The following is a 16,610-nucleotide window of genomic DNA, read 5'->3' as shown; positions in this document are numbered from 1 at the left end:
CCTCGATTTCGCGTGGCGTCATCAGACGTTCGAGTTTTTCACTCGGCCACGAGGACGGACGTCCTTGCAATCGGGCTGATTCGAGTAGAGGGAGAGGGCTGCGGTCCCACCGCAGGATCGAATGAACATTCACTACCGATCACTTCCGAACACCGACTCGACAACTTTCCATTTTGCGCCATTGCACCGGCGACATTTCGTCGCGCTCTTGACTCATCGCCCATCGTGCCCCTTTGGTTACACGGTTTCGATGAGGCGCGCGGAAGTGCTGGAAAACTGCAGTCGGGACGAGAATTCAGTGACCTACCGCACACCTCTCTGGCACGAGCGCCTATCATGACGCCAAAGTAATTGTTACCTTACGTACCACCTTCCCTGACTGGAGACAGCCGATGGCAAACACCCTCGAAGCAAGCATCGACATCGACGCGCCCCCGCATGACGTGTGGGCCGTCGTGTCGGATCTGAAGCGAATGGGCGAATGGAGCCCCCAGTGCCGCACGATGCGCGTCCTCGGTGGCGTCGTCGAAGAGGGCACCAAAACCGTCAACATCAACCGCAAGGGCTTCCTAGTGTGGCCGACCACGTCGAAGGTCGTGAAGTTCCAGCCGAACAAGACCATCGCGTTCCGGATCCTCGAGAACCGCACCATCTGGTCGTACGAACTCGAGCCGACGGCAGGCGGAACCAAGGTCACCGAGCGCCGCGAAGCCCCGACCGGAACGTCGAAGGTGTCGCAGTTCCTGGTCAAGACCGTCCTCGGCGGCAACGAGGACTTCGAGGTCGACCTCGTCAAGGGCATGAACACCACCCTCGCCCGCATCAAGTCGGCGGCCGAACGCACGTAGTCCGGTTGACCCTCGACCTGGTCGAGGCCTCAGCGTGGTCCGCATGGACACACCGGACGCCGTCATGGCGAGGATCGCGCAAGGACAGGAACTGGCAGTGACGGGTGACCGGGAGGGCGCCCGACGCATCTTCGAGGAGGTGTGGGACGCCCTCGCCGGTCCCGGCGACGACACACCGGACCCGTTGCACGTCGTCACGCTGGCCCACTACCTGGCGGACGTCCAGACCGACCCCGCCGAGGAGCTGCGCTGGGATCTGCGGGCCCTCGCCGCCGCCGACTCGCTGACCGACGACCGAGCTCGGCAGCACCACTCCTCGCTCCGGGTCGCGGGGTTCTACCCGTCGCTGCACCTCAACGTGGCGGCCGCTCATCACGCGCTCGGCCAGTCGTCCGAGGCACGCCACCATCTCGATCGGGCCGCGCAGAGCTGCGAACACCTCCCCGAAAACAGATATGGACGGACGATCCGCGGGGCCGTCGAGCGACTCCGCGCAGAACTCGACGCCGACGCTGTCGGACCGCAGGGGCAGAGTGAGCACCGTGCTCAGCATCGGTGAACTCGCCCGGTCGTCCGGTCTGTCGGTCAGCGCGCTGAGGTTCTACGACAAGGCAGGCGTGCTCACCCCGCACGTGGTGGACCCGCGCACGGGCTACCGCTGGTACGCCGACAAGCACGTGGACGCAGCGGTCCTCGTCGCCGCGATGCGCCGGGTGGGGATGCCCGTGAAGGAGATGGCGGCCGTGCTGAGCGGCACGGACGCCCACGGACTTCTCGACCGGCATCTCGGCCGGCTCGAGAAGGGGCTGGACGATGCCCGGCACGAACTGACGAGAATTCACCGCCTGCTCGACGCGCGAGCGGCGCGGGAGTGCACGATCGTCCTCCGCACCACCGACCTCCTCACCGCGTTCGGCTCGGTGCGGTTCGCCGCCGACGCCGACTCGCAGTTCCCGGTGTTACGCGGCTGCCTCCTGGAAACCGACCACGACGTGCTGCGGCTCGTCACCACCGACCGCTACCGGCTGGCGGTCGGCACGGTGGCCGTCCTCGAACCGCCGGACGAACCGATCTCCGCCGTCGTCCCGTGCACGTTCCTGGACGACGCGGCCAGACTGCTGGGTCGCCACGACACGGTGACCGTCGTCGTCGGCGTCGGCGTCGGCGTCGGCGTCGGCGTCACCCTCCGCTGCGGCGCCGAGCAGCTCACCACCCGCCTCGTCGACGGCGCGTTCCCAGACCATCACAGTCTGTCGCCCCTCGACCGCGGAATCGAACACACCTTCTCCTCGGCGGACTTGCGCGCACTCCTGGCGGACGCCGGCGACCGGGTGGATCTCGGTGTTCTCGAGTCGGGCGAGATCGTCGTCGGCAGCCCGGCGACGGAGCAGCCCGCGCGCTTCCATGTGCAGGTGAACGCCGGTTTTCTCCTCGAAGCCGTCGATGCGCTGCCGGGTGAGCAGTTGACGTTCCAGGTGGGTGGACCCATCACGCCGCTCGCCATCCGGCCACGATCCGTTCACACATCGGACCCCGCGAGTGCGTACTCTCTCCTGATGCCGTTGCAGCCGGTAGCGCTCACGTAATCTGTGAGTGCGGCGCGATGGCGCGCAGGCAGCACGTCCGTCCGACACAGTTAGAGGAGCCCGTGGCACGCAAGCCCACACCCCCCGGAACCCCGCAACCCACGAGCGTCGGGCATATCGTCGACCTCGTCCGCGGAGCAGTTCCGCCCCTACATCCGGCCGGGCTGCCCTTCGTCCTCGCGCCACTCGGTGTGGCCGTCCTCGGTCGCAAACGCAAGTGGGTCCGGCGCGGAGCGCTGACCTCCGCCGCGGCCTGCGCCGCGTTCTTCCGGCATCCGCACCGCGTACCGCCGAACCGTGTCGGCGTCGTGGTCGCGCCCGCCGACGGCGAGGTCGCGCTCGTCGACTCCGCGGTCCCGCCGTCCGAACTCGACATGGGCACCGAGCCGCTCCCCCGGGTCAGCATCTTCCTGTCCGTGCTCGATGTGCACGTCCAGCGCAGTCCTGTCGGCGGTGAGGTCAGGAAGGTCGTCCACCGGCCGGGCCAGTTCCTCTCCGCCGACCTCGCCGACGCCAGCGAGGTCAACGAACGCAACAGCATGCTGCTGCACACCTCGGAGGGCCACGATGTCGCCGTCGTGCAGATCGCCGGTCTGCTCGCCCGCCGGATCGTCTGCGACGCCAAGGTCGGCGATACCCTCCCGATCGGTGACACGTACGGCCTGATCCGGTTCGGCTCCCGCGTCGACACGTACTTCCCGGTGGGCACCACGTTGCTCGCCGAGCGAGGGCAACGGACGATCGGTGCCGAGACCGTCATCGCTCAACTGCCGTGATCGCCAACGCGAAGCGACAGCGGAGGGGTCGACCCAAGCAGGCGGTCCGGCTCCTGCCGAGCGTGGTCACGATCCTCGCGCTGTGCGCGGGGCTGTCCGCGGTCAAGTTCGCGCTCGACGGCGACCTCGGAACGGCGTTGGCCATGATCGGTGCGGCCGCGGTCCTCGACTCGCTCGACGGCCGGATCGCACGGATGCTCGACGCCACCAGCAAGATGGGCGCGGAGCTGGATTCGCTTGCCGATTCCATCTCGTTCGGCGTCGCACCGGCCCTCGTCCTCTATGTCACGCTGCTGGACGGCCAGAGTTTCGGCTGGATCATCGCCCTGATCTACGCGGTGAGCATCGTGCTGCGGCTGGCCCGGTTCAACACGCTCCTCGACGAGGACGACATGCCGGGCTACGCCAACGAGTACTTCACGGGGGTCCCGGCGCCCGCGGGTGCGCTGGTCGCGCTGACCCCGCTGGCTGCCGCGGCGCAGTGGGGCGACGGCTGGTGGTCGTCGTACCCCGTCGTCGTGGCGTGGACCGTGATCTCCGCGGCGCTGATCGTCAGCCGGATCCCCACGCTGGCGCTGAAGACGGTGTCGGTGCCGCCGCACATGGCTGCCGGTCTGCTCGTCCTCGTGGCGCTCGCGGCGGCGGCTCTGGTCACCTACCCGTACATCCTGCTGATCGCGCTCGTCGCGGTGTACCTCGGGCACATTCCGTTCGCGGTCCATTCGAAGCGGTGGGTGGCCGCGCGGCCCGAGACGTGGGACATCAAGCCCTCCGAGCGGCGGGCCATCCGGCGTCAGCCGGACGCCCGCGGCAGGCGATCCGCCGCACGGCTCGGACTGCGCCGGCCGGCCCGATAGTTCGCTCCCGCACGTAGGCTCGACGACGTGACCTCACCGGAACTCGCGCTCACAGTCCGACTGAACACCTCGGCCGCCGACACCCGGCGCGGTGTGGTCCGGCTGCATCCGGAAGCCCTGGCCGCGCTCGGCCTCCGCGAGTGGGACGCTATCGCCCTCGTCGGCGCGCGCCGCACCGCCGCGGTGGCAGGTCGCGCGCCGTCCGGAACACCCACCGGGACTGCGCTCCTCGACGACGTGACCCTGTCCAACGCCGGGCTGACCGAGAACAGCACGGTCGTCGTGACACCGGTGACGGTGTACGGCGGGAAGACGGTGACGGTCAGCGGCTCGAACCTGGCCGTCAACTCCGTCTCCGACGTCACGCTGCGTCACGCCCTGCTCGGCAAGGTCCTCACCGTCGGCGACACGGTGTCGCTGCTCCCCCGCGATCTGGGCCCCGGAACCAGCACCGCCCCCGCCACGCAGGCACTGTCCCGGACGTTCGGGGTCGCGTGGACATCCGAGTTGCTCACCGTCAGCGGGGTCGACCCGGCCGGTGGTCCGGTGAGCGTGCAGCCCAACACCGCGGTCGGATGGGGCGAGGGTGTGCGCGCGACGGTGTCCGCGACTCCGTCCCGGTTGCCCGCGCCGCCTGTCCGGCCCGCCGAGGAAGTTCCCCCGGTCCCGGTCGAGGACCTGGTCGGTTCCCACACCCAGGCAGCCAAACTCACCGAATGGCTCGGACTGGCGCTCGACGAACCCGAACTGCTCCGCAAACTCGGGGCCTCACCGCATCTGGGCGTCCTGGTGACCGGGCCCGCAGGCGTCGGGAAGGCGACGCTCGCCCGAGCGGTGCTCGCCTCCCGCCGAGTCGTCGAACTCGACGGGCCGAGTGCCGGCGCCCTGGAAGCCGACTCACGGTTGCAGCGGGTCACCGCGGCGGTCGACGCGATCCGCAGCGGCGGCGTCCTGCTGATCACCGACATCGATGCCCTGCTGCCCGCCACGCCGGAGCCGGTGTCGGCGCTGATCGTCGAACAGCTCCGCCGCGCGGTCGACACCGTCGGGGTCGCGTTCGTCGCGACGTCGGCGCACCCGGAGTCGGTCGACGCCAGGTTGCGCGGACAGGACCTGTGCGACCGCGAACTCACCCTGACCCTGCCCGACGGCTCCACCCGCCGGGCGCTGCTGGAACTGCTTCTGCGGAAGGTCCCCACCGACGGCATCGCCCTCGACGCGATCGCGGCCCGCACACCGGGATTCGTCGTCGCCGACCTCGCCGCGCTGTGCCGGGAAGCGGCCCTGCGTGCCGCCTCACGCGCGGCCAGGAAACCCGTCGACCCGGCGCTCACCCAGGACGACCTGCTCGGCGCGCTCGACGTGATCCGCCCGCTGTCGCGGTCGGGCAGCGAGGAACTCGCGATCGGCAGTGTCACCCTCGACGACGTCGGGGACATGGTGGAGACCAAGCAGGCGCTGACCGAGGCGGTGCTGTGGCCGTTGCAGCACCCGGATTCGTTCGCCCGGCTGGGGGTCGATCCCCCGCGCGGAGTACTGCTGTACGGCCCGCCCGGGTGCGGCAAGACCTATCTCGTTCGGGCGCTGGCAAGTTCGGGACATCTGAGCGTGCACGCCGTCAAGGGCGCCGAACTGATGGATAAGTGGGTGGGTGCGTCCGAGAAGGCGGTCCGCGAACTGTTCCAGCGGGCGCGGGATTCGGCCCCGTCGCTGATCTTCCTCGACGAGGTGGATGCCCTCGCGCCGCGCCGCGGTCAGAGTTCCGACTCGGGGGTGTCCGATCGGGTGGTGGCGTCACTGCTCACCGAACTCGACGGCGTCGAACCGCTGCGCGACGTGGTGGTCGTCGGCGCCACCAACCGGCCCGACCTCATCGACCCGGCGTTGCTGCGGCCCGGCCGCCTGGAGCGGTTGGTGTTCGTGCCGCCGCCGGACGGTGCTGCCCGCCGCGCGATCCTGCGGACGTCCGGGAAGTCGGTGCCGCTCGCCGCCGACGTCGACCTCGACGCCCTGGCGGACGACCTCGACGGCTACTCGGCCGCCGACTGCTCGGCGCTGCTGCGGGAAGCCGCGCTGGCCGCCATGCGCCGGAACATCGACGCAGCCGACGTCTCCGCCGCCGACGTGGCGGAGGCACGCGAAAAGGTGCGCCCCTCACTCGATCCCGAGCAAGTGGCGCACCTCGAGTCCTATGCGCTGACGCGCCCGTGAGTACTTGCTAACCGCCCGCGGTTAACAAGTACTCACGGGTCAGGACCAGCGGCCGAGCAGCGTGGCCGCGTGTGCGGCGAGGGCGGCCTGGAAGAACGGGCCGAAGCTCACCCGCGCGACGCCGAGCGGCCCGAAGCTCGCCGGATCGTCCTGATCGGGCAGACCGATGGCGTTGACGGGCAGCGGCAGCTCCGACGTGAGCCGCTTCTGGGTGGCGTCGTCGTGACGGCCCACGGGGTACAGCACGTCGGCGCCGGCCTCTGCGGCGAGCTTCAGCCGAGCGATCGCGCGGTCGACACGGTCGGACTCGTCGCCCACCTGCTTGACGAACAGGTCGGTGCGCGCGTTCACGACCACGTGGACCCCGGCAGCGTCGGCCGCCTGCCGCAACCCTCCGACGAAGTCGGCGTGCTCCTGCGGTTCGCGGAGACGCCCGCCCTCGCTGTGGACCGTGTCCTCGATGTTCAGGCCGACGGCTCCCGCGCCGATCAGACCTTCGATCAGACGGGCGGGCTCGAGCCCGTATCCCGATTCGATGTCGACCGACAGCGGCAGATCCACCGCTGCGGTGATCTGCGAGATGCGGTGCAGCAGCTCGTCGAACGTGATCCCCTCGTTGTCGGGCTTGCCGATCGAGTCGGATACCGGGTGGCTTCCGACTGTCAGCGCCTGAAAGCCAGCGGACACAGCCAGATTCGCGGACCAGGCATCCCACACGGTGGGCAGGATGACGGGGTTGCCGGGCTGGTGCAGTCCCAGCAGGGTGGTGGCCTTCTCGTTGATCGACGTCATAGGTGGGCTCCTCGCCTCGGTGGTATTCGATCGGAGTCGTTCTCGGGCACGCCTTCGGTGCCAACGCCGGGTTCGCCATTTCCATTCCTACCCGCTCGAGTACCGTGAGCGAATGGACTTCCGGGAACCCCTGTCGGCCGCGGCTGCTCTCGCGTCCGGTGCACTGGCCGGTTTCGTCCTCACCAATCCCCGCAACCGGGCCTGGACGATCAACGCGTCCGACCGGGAGGTCGACCGGTGGCTCAGCAGCCAGCCGACGGGTGTGGTGGTGGCTCTCGTTCTCGCCGTCATCGCGGTCGCCGGTCTGCAACGGTCCGGCTCCCGGCGGGTGTCGTGGCTCCTGGCGGCGGCGTGCGCGCTCGCCCTGATCGGTGCGCGCTGGGTGGTGCCGGACGTCGGCGGGGTCGACACGCTGATCGCCCTGCACTTCGCGAAGACCGCGACTGCCGGGTTCCTGCTGGGCGCGGCGGTCGCCGCGGTGTGGGGTCGCTGGGTTTCGCAGCTGGCGTCGACTCTCGGTGTGGCGAGCGCGTTCCTCCTCGCGAGTGTGCAGCGACTACCGCGCGGCGACACCGCGTATGTCGAGCCCGCGAGTATGAGCACCTCCGCGATCGGCGAACCCCCGCAGTGGCTGCTGATCGGAGTTCTCGTGCTCGCGCTCGCATCGGCGGTGGTGGCGCGGTCGCAGTTCCGGGTGCAGCGTCCCGACCGGAAGACCCTGCTGACCGCGCTGGTCGGCGCCTTGGCTCTCGCCCTGCTCAACCGGTTGCTCGGGGCATGGATCGACGATCAGGAATTCGGCGAACCCCTGACGGTCTGGCTGATCGTCGCGTTCTCGCTCGCCGTGATTCTGACGGTCACGGTGCTGATCGCACGCCGGTTCCCGGGGATCGACGGACGCTTCCTGCTCGCCGCGACCGGTGTCACCGCCGCGGCCGTGCTCGTCCTCGACGACCTCCGGACTCCGCGGGTGACGACGCCCGCGACGGCATTGCTGGCGGTGGGCGTCGTCGCGCTTGCCGCGGGCATCGCGGTGGCGGTCAGGGTCCCGCCGAAGTGGCGGCGCCCGCAGTGGGGACTGAGCCTGGCCGCCGTCGTTCCGCTGCTCGCCGCAATCTGGCCCGACTTCGGCGACGACGGCGTCGCGTTGTTGATCCGGCTGGCCGTGCTGGGCTGCGGCACGGGTTTCGCGCTCGCCGCCGCTCTGCCGGGGTCGGCGCCCGTCGCGGTGCTCGGTTTCGCATTGCCGTTCGCGTCGCTGGTGTTCGTGGCGGCGACCACCGTTCCCCGCAGCCGGGTGGTCTACCCGGGCTCGAGCAGCGAACACCGTCTGCCGTCGTCGCCTGCCTCGACCGCCGCGTCCGACCATCTCGTCGGCTTCGTGATGCTGCTCGTCGTCGCGTTCTGCGTCTACTCGGTCCACGAGCGGCGCAGTACCCCGGAAGGCAGCTAGTCGAGGAGGCCGAGCGACTGCAGCCGACGGAACACGAGCATCGAACCGGGCGCGACGTCGGGCATGGCCGCGTATTCGTCGACGGTGAAGTACCGCAGTTCGGCGATCTCGCTCGCCGGCCGCGGCTCGGCGCTCAGTTCGGCGAGGAAGCAGGTCATGTGCAGGTCGGTGCCCTCGGGGTGTCCGTACGCGGGCGCCTCGAAGACCCCCAGATGTTCGAGCGTCCCGTCGACGATTCCGGCGTCGAGTTCCTCCCGGATCTCGCGGTGCAGAGCCTGTTCGGCGTTCTCGCCCGGATCGATCTTTCCACCTGCCATGTAGAACGCGGTCTTCCCCACCGATCGGGTCTGGAGGAGTTTCCGGTCGCGGATGTGGGCGAGCGCGGCGGTTCGGATCTCGGCAGGCACCGTCACAAGATAGAACAGTCCGGCCGGCCGCCCATAACACATTCCGCCCCATTAGTCCGATTTGCCGCGATTGTGAGTCCGAATAACCGACCCAGTAGGATGTACCCCGTAGCCCAGTTCGCTAGCTAAGCGAACGGTCTACACGACTCGGTTCGTTTCGTTCCGACACCCCGCCGCCCGCTGACCCCCGACGGAGTGCCTTTTGCTTGCTGTTCTGCTCGCCCATGCCGTTGCCGCCGTTCTGGCTCCGCTTGTGGTGCGCAAGTTCGGCCGCAATGGTTTCTACCCTCTCTCCCTCGTCCCGCTGGCGTCGCTCGGATGGGTGATCGCGAACTGGGGCACGGAGCAGACCGTGTCCATCGAGTGGGCTCCGGGCCTGTCGATGGACCTCGACTTCTGGTTCGATCCGCTCGCCGCGATCATGTCGGTGCTCGTGCTGGGCATCGGCACGCTCATCCTGGTCTACTGCGCGCGCTACTTCACCGACGACGAACCCCGCCTCGGCATCTTCGCCGCCGAGATGGTGGCCTTCGCCGGGGCCATGTTCGGCCTCGTCGCCAGCGACAACATGTTGCTGCTGTACATATTCTGGGAACTGACGACGGTCCTGTCCTTCCTGCTGGTCGGGCATTCCGCCGAACGCGCGTCGAGTCGCCGGGCGGCGACGCAGGCGCTGCTCGTCACCACCGCGGGTGGTCTGGCCATGCTGGTCGGCATCATCATCCTCGGCCAGGTGAGTGGCACGTACAACCTGTCCGAACTGATCGAGATCGCACCTCGCGGCTGGCTCGCCGGTGTCGCCGTCGTGCTTGTCCTGATCGGTGCCCTGTCGAAATCCGCGATCGTGCCGCTGCATTTCTGGCTGCCCGGAGCGATGGCCGCCCCGACCCCGGTCAGCGGCTACCTACACGCCGCGGCCATGGTGAAGGCCGGCATCTATCTCGTCGCCAGACTGTCGCCCGGTTTCGCCGACTCGGCGCCCTGGCGGTTCACGATCATCACGCTCGGTCTGCTGACGATGGTCCTCGCCGGGTGGCGGGCGATGCGTGCCTTCGACCTCAAACTGGTGCTCGCGTTCGGCACCGTCAGCCAGCTCGGTTTCATGATGGTCCTCGTCGGCCTCGGCACCCGCGACGCCGCGCTCGCCGGCATGACGATGGTCGTCGCCCACGCGATGTTCAAGGCCGCGCTGTTCATGGTGGTCGGGATCATCGACCACACGACGGGCACCCGCGACATCCGCAAACTTGCGCACCTCGGTGACCGTGCTCCCGCTCTGATGGTCGTCGCCGCGCTGGCCGCGGCGAGCATGGCCGGGCTTCCCCCGTTCCTCGGGTTCATCGGAAAAGAAGCCGCATTCGACTCCCTGTTGAGCACGACCGTCCTCGCCGACCCGGCGCGGATCGTCACCGTCGGCGTCGTGGTGTTCGGTTCGATCCTGACGCTCGCCTACAGCGTGCGGTTCATGTGGGGCGCCTTCGGTCGCAAGCGGCTCGCGCGGCCGAGCCCGGCCGTGCAGGGCATGCACGCACCGGGACCGTTGTTTCTCGCCGCGCCCGCCGTTCTGTCCGTACTGAGCCTGGCGGCGGGACTCGTGGCGCCGCAGCTCGAGAAGCTTCTGACGCCGTACTCGCAGACCCTGCCCGCCGAGGGCGTCTCCGACTACCACCTCGCACTGTGGCACGGCGTGAACACCGCCCTGCTGCTCACCCTGCTGGTGTTCGCCGTCGGCACCGCGCTCTTCGTGGCGCAGCGCTGGGTCAACCGGTTGCGGTTCGAGCATCCGCCGCTCGGCAACGCCGACCGCATCTACGACGCGACGCTGCGCGGCATGGACGCCTTGTCGATGCGGCTGACCGGCGCCACCCAGCGCGGTTCGCTCCCGCTGACCCAGGCGACCATCCTCGGCACCCTCGTGGTGGTGCCGCTGGTGCTGCTCGTCGTCGGCACGAATACGGGCGCCGACGTCCGGTTGTGGGATTCGCCGGTGCAGTTCGTGATCGGGCTGATGATGGTCGCGGCCGCGCTCGCCGCGACGGTGATGCGCAACCGTCTGGCCAGCGTGATCCTCGTCGGTCTCAGCGGCTACGGCTGCGGTGTGCTGTTCGCCCTCCACGGTGCCCCCGACCTCGCGCTCACCCAGTTCCTGGTGGAGACGCTGACCCTCGTCATCTTCGTTCTCGTGTTCCGGAAACTGCCCGCCGAGGTGGACGAGCGCCGGGCGATCGGATTCAAGATTCCGCGGGCGCTGCTGGCGGTCGCGGTCGGTGCCACCATCACCACGATCGGCGCGTACGCCATCAACGCGCGGAACTCGGTGCCGATCTATGAGCGACTCCCCGACGCGGCGTACTACCTCGGCAACGGCAAGAACGTCGTCAACGTCCTGCTCGTCGACATCCGTGCCTGGGATACGCTCGGTGAGATCTCGGTGCTGCTGGTGGCGGCCACGGGTGTCGCGAGCCTGGTGTTCCGCAACCGCCGCTTCGGCAGCGCACCCCGGGTGTCCGACGCCCCCGCGGTCACGGCCGATTCGTCGGCGTCGCATTCCGAGACGACGTGGCTGCTCGGCGGCGACCTCATCGACCCGAAACACCGGTCCCTGGTCCTCGAGGTGACGACCCGGCTGATCTTCCCGACCATCATGGTGTTGTCGGTCTACTTCTTCTTCGCCGGTCACAACGCGCCGGGTGGCGGGTTCGCCGGCGGCCTCACCGCCGGTCTCGCGCTGGTCCTGCGGTACCTCGCGGGTGGACGGTACGAACTCGGCGAAACCGTCCCGATCGACGCGGGCAAGATCCTGGGCCTCGGACTCACACTTGCGGCGGGCACCGCGCTGGCGTCGCTGTTCCTCGGCGCCCCGGCTCTCTCCTCCGCGGTGTTCGAGGTGACGCTGCCGCTGGTCGGCCACGTCAAGATGGTCACCGCCCTGTTCTTCGACCTGGGTGTGTATCTCATCGTGGTCGGGCTCGTACTCGACGTGCTCCGCAGTCTCGGAGCACGTCTCGACGCACAGATCGAGGTGAACCAGCGATGAGCGCGAACATCGGATTTCTCGTCATCATCGGCGTCCTGGTGTCGGCGGGCGTCTACCTGCTCATCGAGCGCAGCATCACCCGCATGTTGCTGGGACTGCTGCTGTTCGGCAACGGCATCAACCTCCTGATCCTCACGTCCGGCGGTTCGGACGGCAATCCGCCCATCGTCGGCCGTGAGTCCATCCACGAGTCGATGGCCGACCCGCTGGCTCAGGCGATGATCCTGACCGCGATCGTCATCACGATGGGCATCGCCGGTTTCGTGCTCGCGCTCGCGTACCGGTCGTTCAAGATCACCACGCAGGACGCCGTCGAGAACGACCCCGAGGACACCAGGGTCCTGCGGCGCCGGTCGCCCGCCGAGGCACCCGACCGGGACCGCTCCGACGACCCGGTCACCGGCGAGCCGAGTTTCAGCGGCGACGCATTCGACAAGGACGGAAACCCTATTCCCCTGGAAGAGCTGAAGAACCTCGAGGACCTCGAATGCTACGAGGACCTGCACGAGGGTGACTTCGACGACGACGAGGACGCCGACAAGGCCGGGATCGGGGAGAGGTCGTGACCATTTCCCCGCACATCATCACGGCCCTCGCGCCGCTGCCCGTCCTCGTCCCGATGCTCGCCGCCGCGGCCACGCTGGTGCTCGGCCGGCGTCCGCGTGCCCAGCGGATCATCACGCTCGTCGCGTTGATCGGTGTTCTCGTCGTGTCGGGACTGCTGCTGTTCCTGGCCGACCGCGACGGGACGACGGCCATTCAGGTGGGTGGCTGGGATTCACCGATCGGCATCACGCTGGTGGTCGACCGGCTGTCCGCGATGATGCTGGTGGTCTCGTCGATCGTGCTGCTCGCCGTCATGGCGTACGCCGTGGGTCAGGGTATCCGCGACGGCAGTGAGGACCAGCCCGTCTCGATCTTCCTGCCGACGTATCTGGCGCTGACGGCGGGCATCTCCAACGCGTTCCTGGCGGGCGACCTGTTCAATCTGTACGTCGGCTTCGAGGTGCTCCTCGCCGCCAGCTTCGTCCTGCTGACGCTCGGTGCGAGCGCAGACCGTGTCCGTGCGGGCGTGTCGTACGTGATGGTGTCGATGGTGTCGTCGCTGATCTTCCTGGCGGGCATCGCGTTCGCCTACGCAGCCACCGGAACGCTCAACCTCGCCGACATGGCCACCCGCCTCGACGGCATCCCGTCCGGAACGCGCACCGCCATCTTCGGTGTGCTGCTCGTGGCGTTCGGCATCAAGGCGGCGGTGTTCCCGCTGTCGACGTGGCTGCCCGACTCCTACCCCACCGCGCCCGCGCCCGTCACCGCGGTGTTCGCCGGCCTGCTCACCAAGGTGGGTGTGTACGCGATCATCCGCGCGCACACGCTGCTCTTCCCGGAGGGCGAACTCGACAACGTGCTCATGGTGTGCGGCCTCCTGACGATGCTCGTCGGCATCCTCGGTGCGATCGCGCAGAGCGACATCAAACGTCTGCTGTCGTTCACCCTGGTCAGCCACATCGGGTACATGGTGTTCGGTGTCGCGCTGTCCACACAGTCGGGGCTGTCGGGTGCCATCTACTACGTGGCCCACCACATTCTCGTGCAGACCACGCTGTTCCTGGTGGTCGGTCTGATCGAACGCCAGGCCGGATCGTCGTCGTTGCGACGGCTCGGCGGGCTCGCCGCGGCGAGCCCCGTCCTGGCCATCGTCTTCCTCGTCCCGGCCCTCAACCTCGGTGGTATCCCCCCGTTCTCCGGGTTCATCGGCAAGGTCGCGCTGTTGCAGGCCGGCTCGGCGGATGCGAGCGTGCTGGCGTGGATCCTCGTCGCGGGCGGAACCCTCACCAGCCTCCTCACGCTGTACGTCGTCGCACGTGTGTGGACCAAGGCGTTCTGGCGGGCGCGCGCCGACGCCCCCGAGGGTGACCTCGCGGACGTCAGCCCGTCGGCGCTGCTCGACGAGTCCGAGGCCGACATCTCGTTCGACGACCGCGCCGACGTGGGCCGTATCCCCGCGATGATGCTCATCCCCACCGTCGCCCTCGTCGCCGTGGGGCTGGCGATGACGGTGTTCGCCGGCCAGATCATCCAGATCAGCGATCGCGCGGCGAGCGATCTGCAGAACCGGTCCATCTACATCGACGCCGTCCTCGGCGGTCACCCCGGCGGCGAAGCGCAGGAGGCACCGCGATGAAACGCGAGAGACTTCTCCAGTTCGGCGCGCTGCTGTGGCTGATGGCGGTGTGGATCCTGTTGTGGGGCAACGTCAGCTGGGGCAACAGCCTCGGCGGGCTCGCCGTCGGCGCGCTCATCATGGTGCTCATGCCGCTGCCGCGGGTGCCCGTGGAGGGCCGGGTGCACGTCCTGCCACTGCTCCGGCTGGCAGTCATGTTCGTGTACTACTCGCTCCAGTCGAGCCTCCAGATCGCCTATCTCGCACTCCGGCCCGGGCCGCCGCCCGTCACCGGGGTCCTGCGCTACCAGCTGGGAATCAAGTCCGACCTCGTCCTGACCCTGTGCATCGACGTACTGAACCTGATTCCGGGCACCATGGTCCTCGAAATCGACCAGGTACGGCGGATCGTCTACGTGCACGTCCTGGACATAGGTTCGCAGAAGGCGGTCAGCCAGTTCTACCGCACGGTCGCACAGTTGGAACGGTTGTTCATCGAGGCGTTCGAACGCGACTCCGACTGGAAACCGAGCCCCTGGCACAACCGCGACCTGCACTACGACGACCCCACTCAGGAGGGCAGCTCATGACAGTCGTATCGGTCATCTCCGGAATCGTCCTGGTCGTCGCCGGGGTTCTGACGACGTTCCGGCTGCTCGACGGGCCCAACTCGCTGGATCGCCTCGTCGCCCTCGACACCCTGATCGCGCTCGCGATGTGCGGGCTCGCCGTGTGGGCCGCGTACACCGGCGACACGACGATCGTGCCCGCCATCGTCGCGCTGTCGTTGGTGGGGTTCATCGGTTCGGTGTCGGTGGCCCGGTTCCGGGTGAGTGACAAGTCGTGACCACCGTGCTGAACGTCATCGGGGCCACGCTCATGCTGTGCGGCTCGCTGCTCGCGCTGACGGCCGCCATCGCCATCGTCCGATTCCCGGACACCCTGCGCCGCATGCACGCCGCCACCAAACCGCAGGTGGTCGGTCTCATCATGGTTCTCGCGGGCGCCGTCCTCGAACTGCGTGGCAACGTCGACATCTGGATGCTGATCCTCGTCGGCATCTTCACCCTGTTCACCGCGCCGGTCATCGCGCACAGCGTCGGCCGGGTGGCGTACCGGGAGCAGCGAGATCAGGACGGGCTGTTGATGATCAACGAGTTGGAGCCGCCAGAACGTCCGTGACCGCTGCCTTGGCGCCGCTGCCCCACCGTGCGAGTGCGGTGTCGGGCCGGGCGAAGAACGTCGCGTAGAACCCGAGGCTCATCGCGGCGAGGGCACCGAGGACTAGTGGTCCGGACACCTCGGGGAATCGGCCCATCGGCACCGCGAGGTAGCGGTAGCTGAGCAGCAGTCCGGCCAGCACCAGCGCGCCGCCTCCGACGAGGCGGACCCGGAACCAGCCCCACCCCCGTTCGGGGTCGCGCAACGCGGATTCGATGGTCAGGCACAGGACGGCTCCGGCGACCAGGTCGACGCCGTAGTGGTAGCCGAACCCGAGGGTCGCCGTCAGCGTGCACACCAGCCAGAACGTGCCACCGAGCCGCAGCCACCAGGCGCCCTGCCGGGAGTGGATGAACAGGGCGAGAGCCCACGCCGTGTGCAGGCTCGGCATGCAGTTGCGGGGGGTCGCCGAATCGAACGACATCGGTTCGGGCGCAAAGTCGGGTGTCGGGACGAGGTTGGGCCAGTAGTCGCTGACCTGGAACCCCTGCCCCTCGGTGCCGAACGCGAAGATCGGACCGACCACCGGGAACAGCACGTAGAAGACGGGACCGATGAGACCGATCAACAGGAACGTGCGGACCAGGTAGTGCGACGGCCAGCCGTTCCGCAGTTGGTAGACGGCCACCGCGATGGCCGCGACCGGCAGTTCGATGTAGACCCAGTGGAGGATGCCGTAGCCGACGGGTCCGAGGGCGTCGACGAACTGCCCCAGGTGCCACGAGGGGCTGCCCAGCGCGTGATCGGCCAGTTGCGCGTATTCGTCGAGGATCATCGGCCCGGCCATGATCGTGACCTGCAGCCAGGCGTCACCGAACTTGGTCGCGAGAATCAGCAGCGCACCAAGTCCGACACCCCTGAGGGCGCTGCGCCGCTGGTCGCCGGTCCATCGGACCGCCGCATACACGCCCACCGCCGTGAGTACCCAGGTCGCGCCGTTGCCGACGGTCAGCGGGCCACCGGACAGATAGCGCACCGCGGCGACCACGACATCGATACCCGCCGCGGCGGAGAGTGCCACGACGCGCTGGCGATTGGTGAGCCCGACCATCGCGAGCGCGAGGCCTGCCCACGGGACGGACGCCGACTTGGGGGTCAGGACATAGTCGTGGAACAGGCTTTCGAGGGGGCCTTGGAAACCCTGTGTGGACGCGACCAATTGGACGACCACCAGCAGGATCGCCACCCCGAGCGCCCCGCCCGCCGCGAACATGCGGGATCGATCGACGGGCCCACCCGGCCGTACAACGGCAACATC

At 68.6% G+C, this 16,610-nt stretch carries 16 protein-coding genes; 13 read left to right on the top strand and 3 right to left on the bottom strand.

Features of this window, described 5'->3' with window-relative positions:
- Positions 1–392 precede the first annotated feature (392 nt).
- The 6 genes from QM806_RS14740 to QM806_RS14715 all read left to right on the top strand — a co-directional run bounded on the left by QM806_RS14740 (position 393) and on the right by QM806_RS14715 (position 6,278).
- A complete protein-coding gene (locus tag QM806_RS14740; RefSeq protein WP_005572534.1) occupies positions 393–848 on the top strand; it encodes an SRPBCC family protein in 456 nt (151 codons plus the stop codon).
- A 34-nt stretch (positions 849–882) separates the two neighbouring features.
- Positions 883–1,407, top strand: a complete 525-nt coding sequence (locus QM806_RS14735) for a hypothetical protein (protein ID WP_043793261.1) — start codon at positions 883–885, stop codon at positions 1,405–1,407.
- Positions 1,382–2,434: a DNA polymerase III subunit beta family protein gene (locus QM806_RS14730; protein WP_283291878.1), complete on the top strand. Its 1,053-nt coding sequence runs from the start codon at positions 1,382–1,384 to the stop codon at positions 2,432–2,434. The genes QM806_RS14735 and QM806_RS14730 overlap by 26 nt, the downstream gene beginning before the upstream one ends.
- A 62-nt stretch (positions 2,435–2,496) precedes the next feature.
- Positions 2,497–3,210, top strand: a complete 714-nt coding sequence (locus QM806_RS14725; RefSeq protein WP_054245717.1) for a phosphatidylserine decarboxylase — start codon at positions 2,497–2,499, stop codon at positions 3,208–3,210.
- Entirely contained in the window at positions 3,207–4,067 is an 861-nt protein-coding gene (gene pssA / locus QM806_RS14720) for a CDP-diacylglycerol--serine O-phosphatidyltransferase (protein ID WP_005569664.1), read from the top strand. The genes QM806_RS14725 and pssA overlap by 4 nt, the downstream gene beginning before the upstream one ends.
- Before the next feature lie 27 nt (positions 4,068–4,094).
- Positions 4,095–6,278, top strand: coding sequence for an AAA family ATPase (locus tag QM806_RS14715; protein ID WP_064080817.1), 2,184 nt, complete (start codon positions 4,095–4,097; stop codon positions 6,276–6,278).
- A 39-nt stretch (positions 6,279–6,317) separates the two neighbouring features.
- On the opposite strand, the gene QM806_RS14710 is transcribed toward QM806_RS14715, so the two are convergent.
- The gene (locus tag QM806_RS14710) at positions 6,318–7,070 is read right to left on the bottom strand and encodes an isocitrate lyase/PEP mutase family protein (protein ID WP_005264377.1); all 753 of its coding nucleotides are present in this window, start codon (positions 7,068–7,070) and stop codon (positions 6,318–6,320) included.
- 112 nt (positions 7,071–7,182) lie between these two features.
- Between QM806_RS14710 and QM806_RS14705 the strand changes: the two genes are divergently transcribed.
- The gene (locus QM806_RS14705) at positions 7,183–8,523 is read left to right on the top strand and encodes a hypothetical protein (protein WP_005563822.1); all 1,341 of its coding nucleotides are present in this window, start codon (positions 7,183–7,185) and stop codon (positions 8,521–8,523) included.
- On the opposite strand, the gene QM806_RS14700 is transcribed toward QM806_RS14705, so the two are convergent.
- On the bottom strand, positions 8,520–8,972 hold the full coding sequence (locus QM806_RS14700; protein WP_052023934.1) for an NUDIX hydrolase: 453 nt from the start codon (positions 8,970–8,972) through the stop codon (positions 8,520–8,522). The genes QM806_RS14705 and QM806_RS14700 overlap by 4 nt on opposite strands.
- Positions 8,973–9,132: 160 nt before the next feature.
- On the opposite strand from QM806_RS14700, the gene QM806_RS14695 reads away from it, so the two are divergent.
- Genes QM806_RS14695 through mnhG form a run of 6 tightly spaced genes read left to right on the top strand, consistent with a single transcriptional unit; the run spans position 9,133 to position 15,313 of the window.
- Positions 9,133–11,967: a Na+/H+ antiporter subunit A gene (locus tag QM806_RS14695; RefSeq protein WP_054245719.1), complete on the top strand. Its 2,835-nt coding sequence runs from the start codon at positions 9,133–9,135 to the stop codon at positions 11,965–11,967.
- On the top strand, positions 11,964–12,533 hold the full coding sequence (locus QM806_RS14690) for a Na(+)/H(+) antiporter subunit C (RefSeq protein ID WP_005264384.1): 570 nt from the start codon (positions 11,964–11,966) through the stop codon (positions 12,531–12,533). Before QM806_RS14695 ends, QM806_RS14690 begins: the two co-directional genes overlap by 4 nt.
- Positions 12,530–14,152, top strand: a complete 1,623-nt coding sequence (locus QM806_RS14685) for a Na+/H+ antiporter subunit D (RefSeq protein ID WP_005264385.1) — start codon at positions 12,530–12,532, stop codon at positions 14,150–14,152. The genes QM806_RS14690 and QM806_RS14685 overlap by 4 nt, the downstream gene beginning before the upstream one ends.
- Complete coding sequence (locus QM806_RS14680; RefSeq protein ID WP_005563825.1) at positions 14,149–14,721, top strand: Na+/H+ antiporter subunit E; 573 nt, start codon at positions 14,149–14,151, stop codon at positions 14,719–14,721. The genes QM806_RS14685 and QM806_RS14680 overlap by 4 nt, the downstream gene beginning before the upstream one ends.
- A complete protein-coding gene (locus QM806_RS14675; protein ID WP_005264390.1) occupies positions 14,718–14,978 on the top strand; it encodes a monovalent cation/H+ antiporter complex subunit F in 261 nt (86 codons plus the stop codon). The genes QM806_RS14680 and QM806_RS14675 overlap by 4 nt, the downstream gene beginning before the upstream one ends.
- On the top strand, positions 14,975–15,313 hold the full coding sequence (mnhG, locus tag QM806_RS14670; RefSeq protein WP_005264391.1) for a monovalent cation/H(+) antiporter subunit G: 339 nt from the start codon (positions 14,975–14,977) through the stop codon (positions 15,311–15,313). The genes QM806_RS14675 and mnhG overlap by 4 nt, the downstream gene beginning before the upstream one ends.
- Here the strand turns inward: mnhG and QM806_RS14665 are convergent.
- On the bottom strand, positions 15,282–16,565 hold the full coding sequence (locus QM806_RS14665; protein WP_054245721.1) for a phosphatase PAP2 family protein: 1,284 nt from the start codon (positions 16,563–16,565) through the stop codon (positions 15,282–15,284). The two genes, mnhG and QM806_RS14665, sit on opposite strands and share 32 nt — an antisense overlap.
- Positions 16,566–16,610: the final 45 nt, after the last annotated feature.

The sequence above is a fragment of the Rhodococcus sp. IEGM 1351 genome, assembly GCF_030056875.1.
In the GTDB taxonomy this organism is placed as follows: Bacteria; Actinomycetota; Actinomycetes; order Mycobacteriales; family Mycobacteriaceae; genus Rhodococcus_F; species Rhodococcus_F opacus.
The sequence above is the reverse complement of the archived record's forward strand: the minus strand, read 5'-3'. Positions and strand labels throughout refer to the sequence as shown.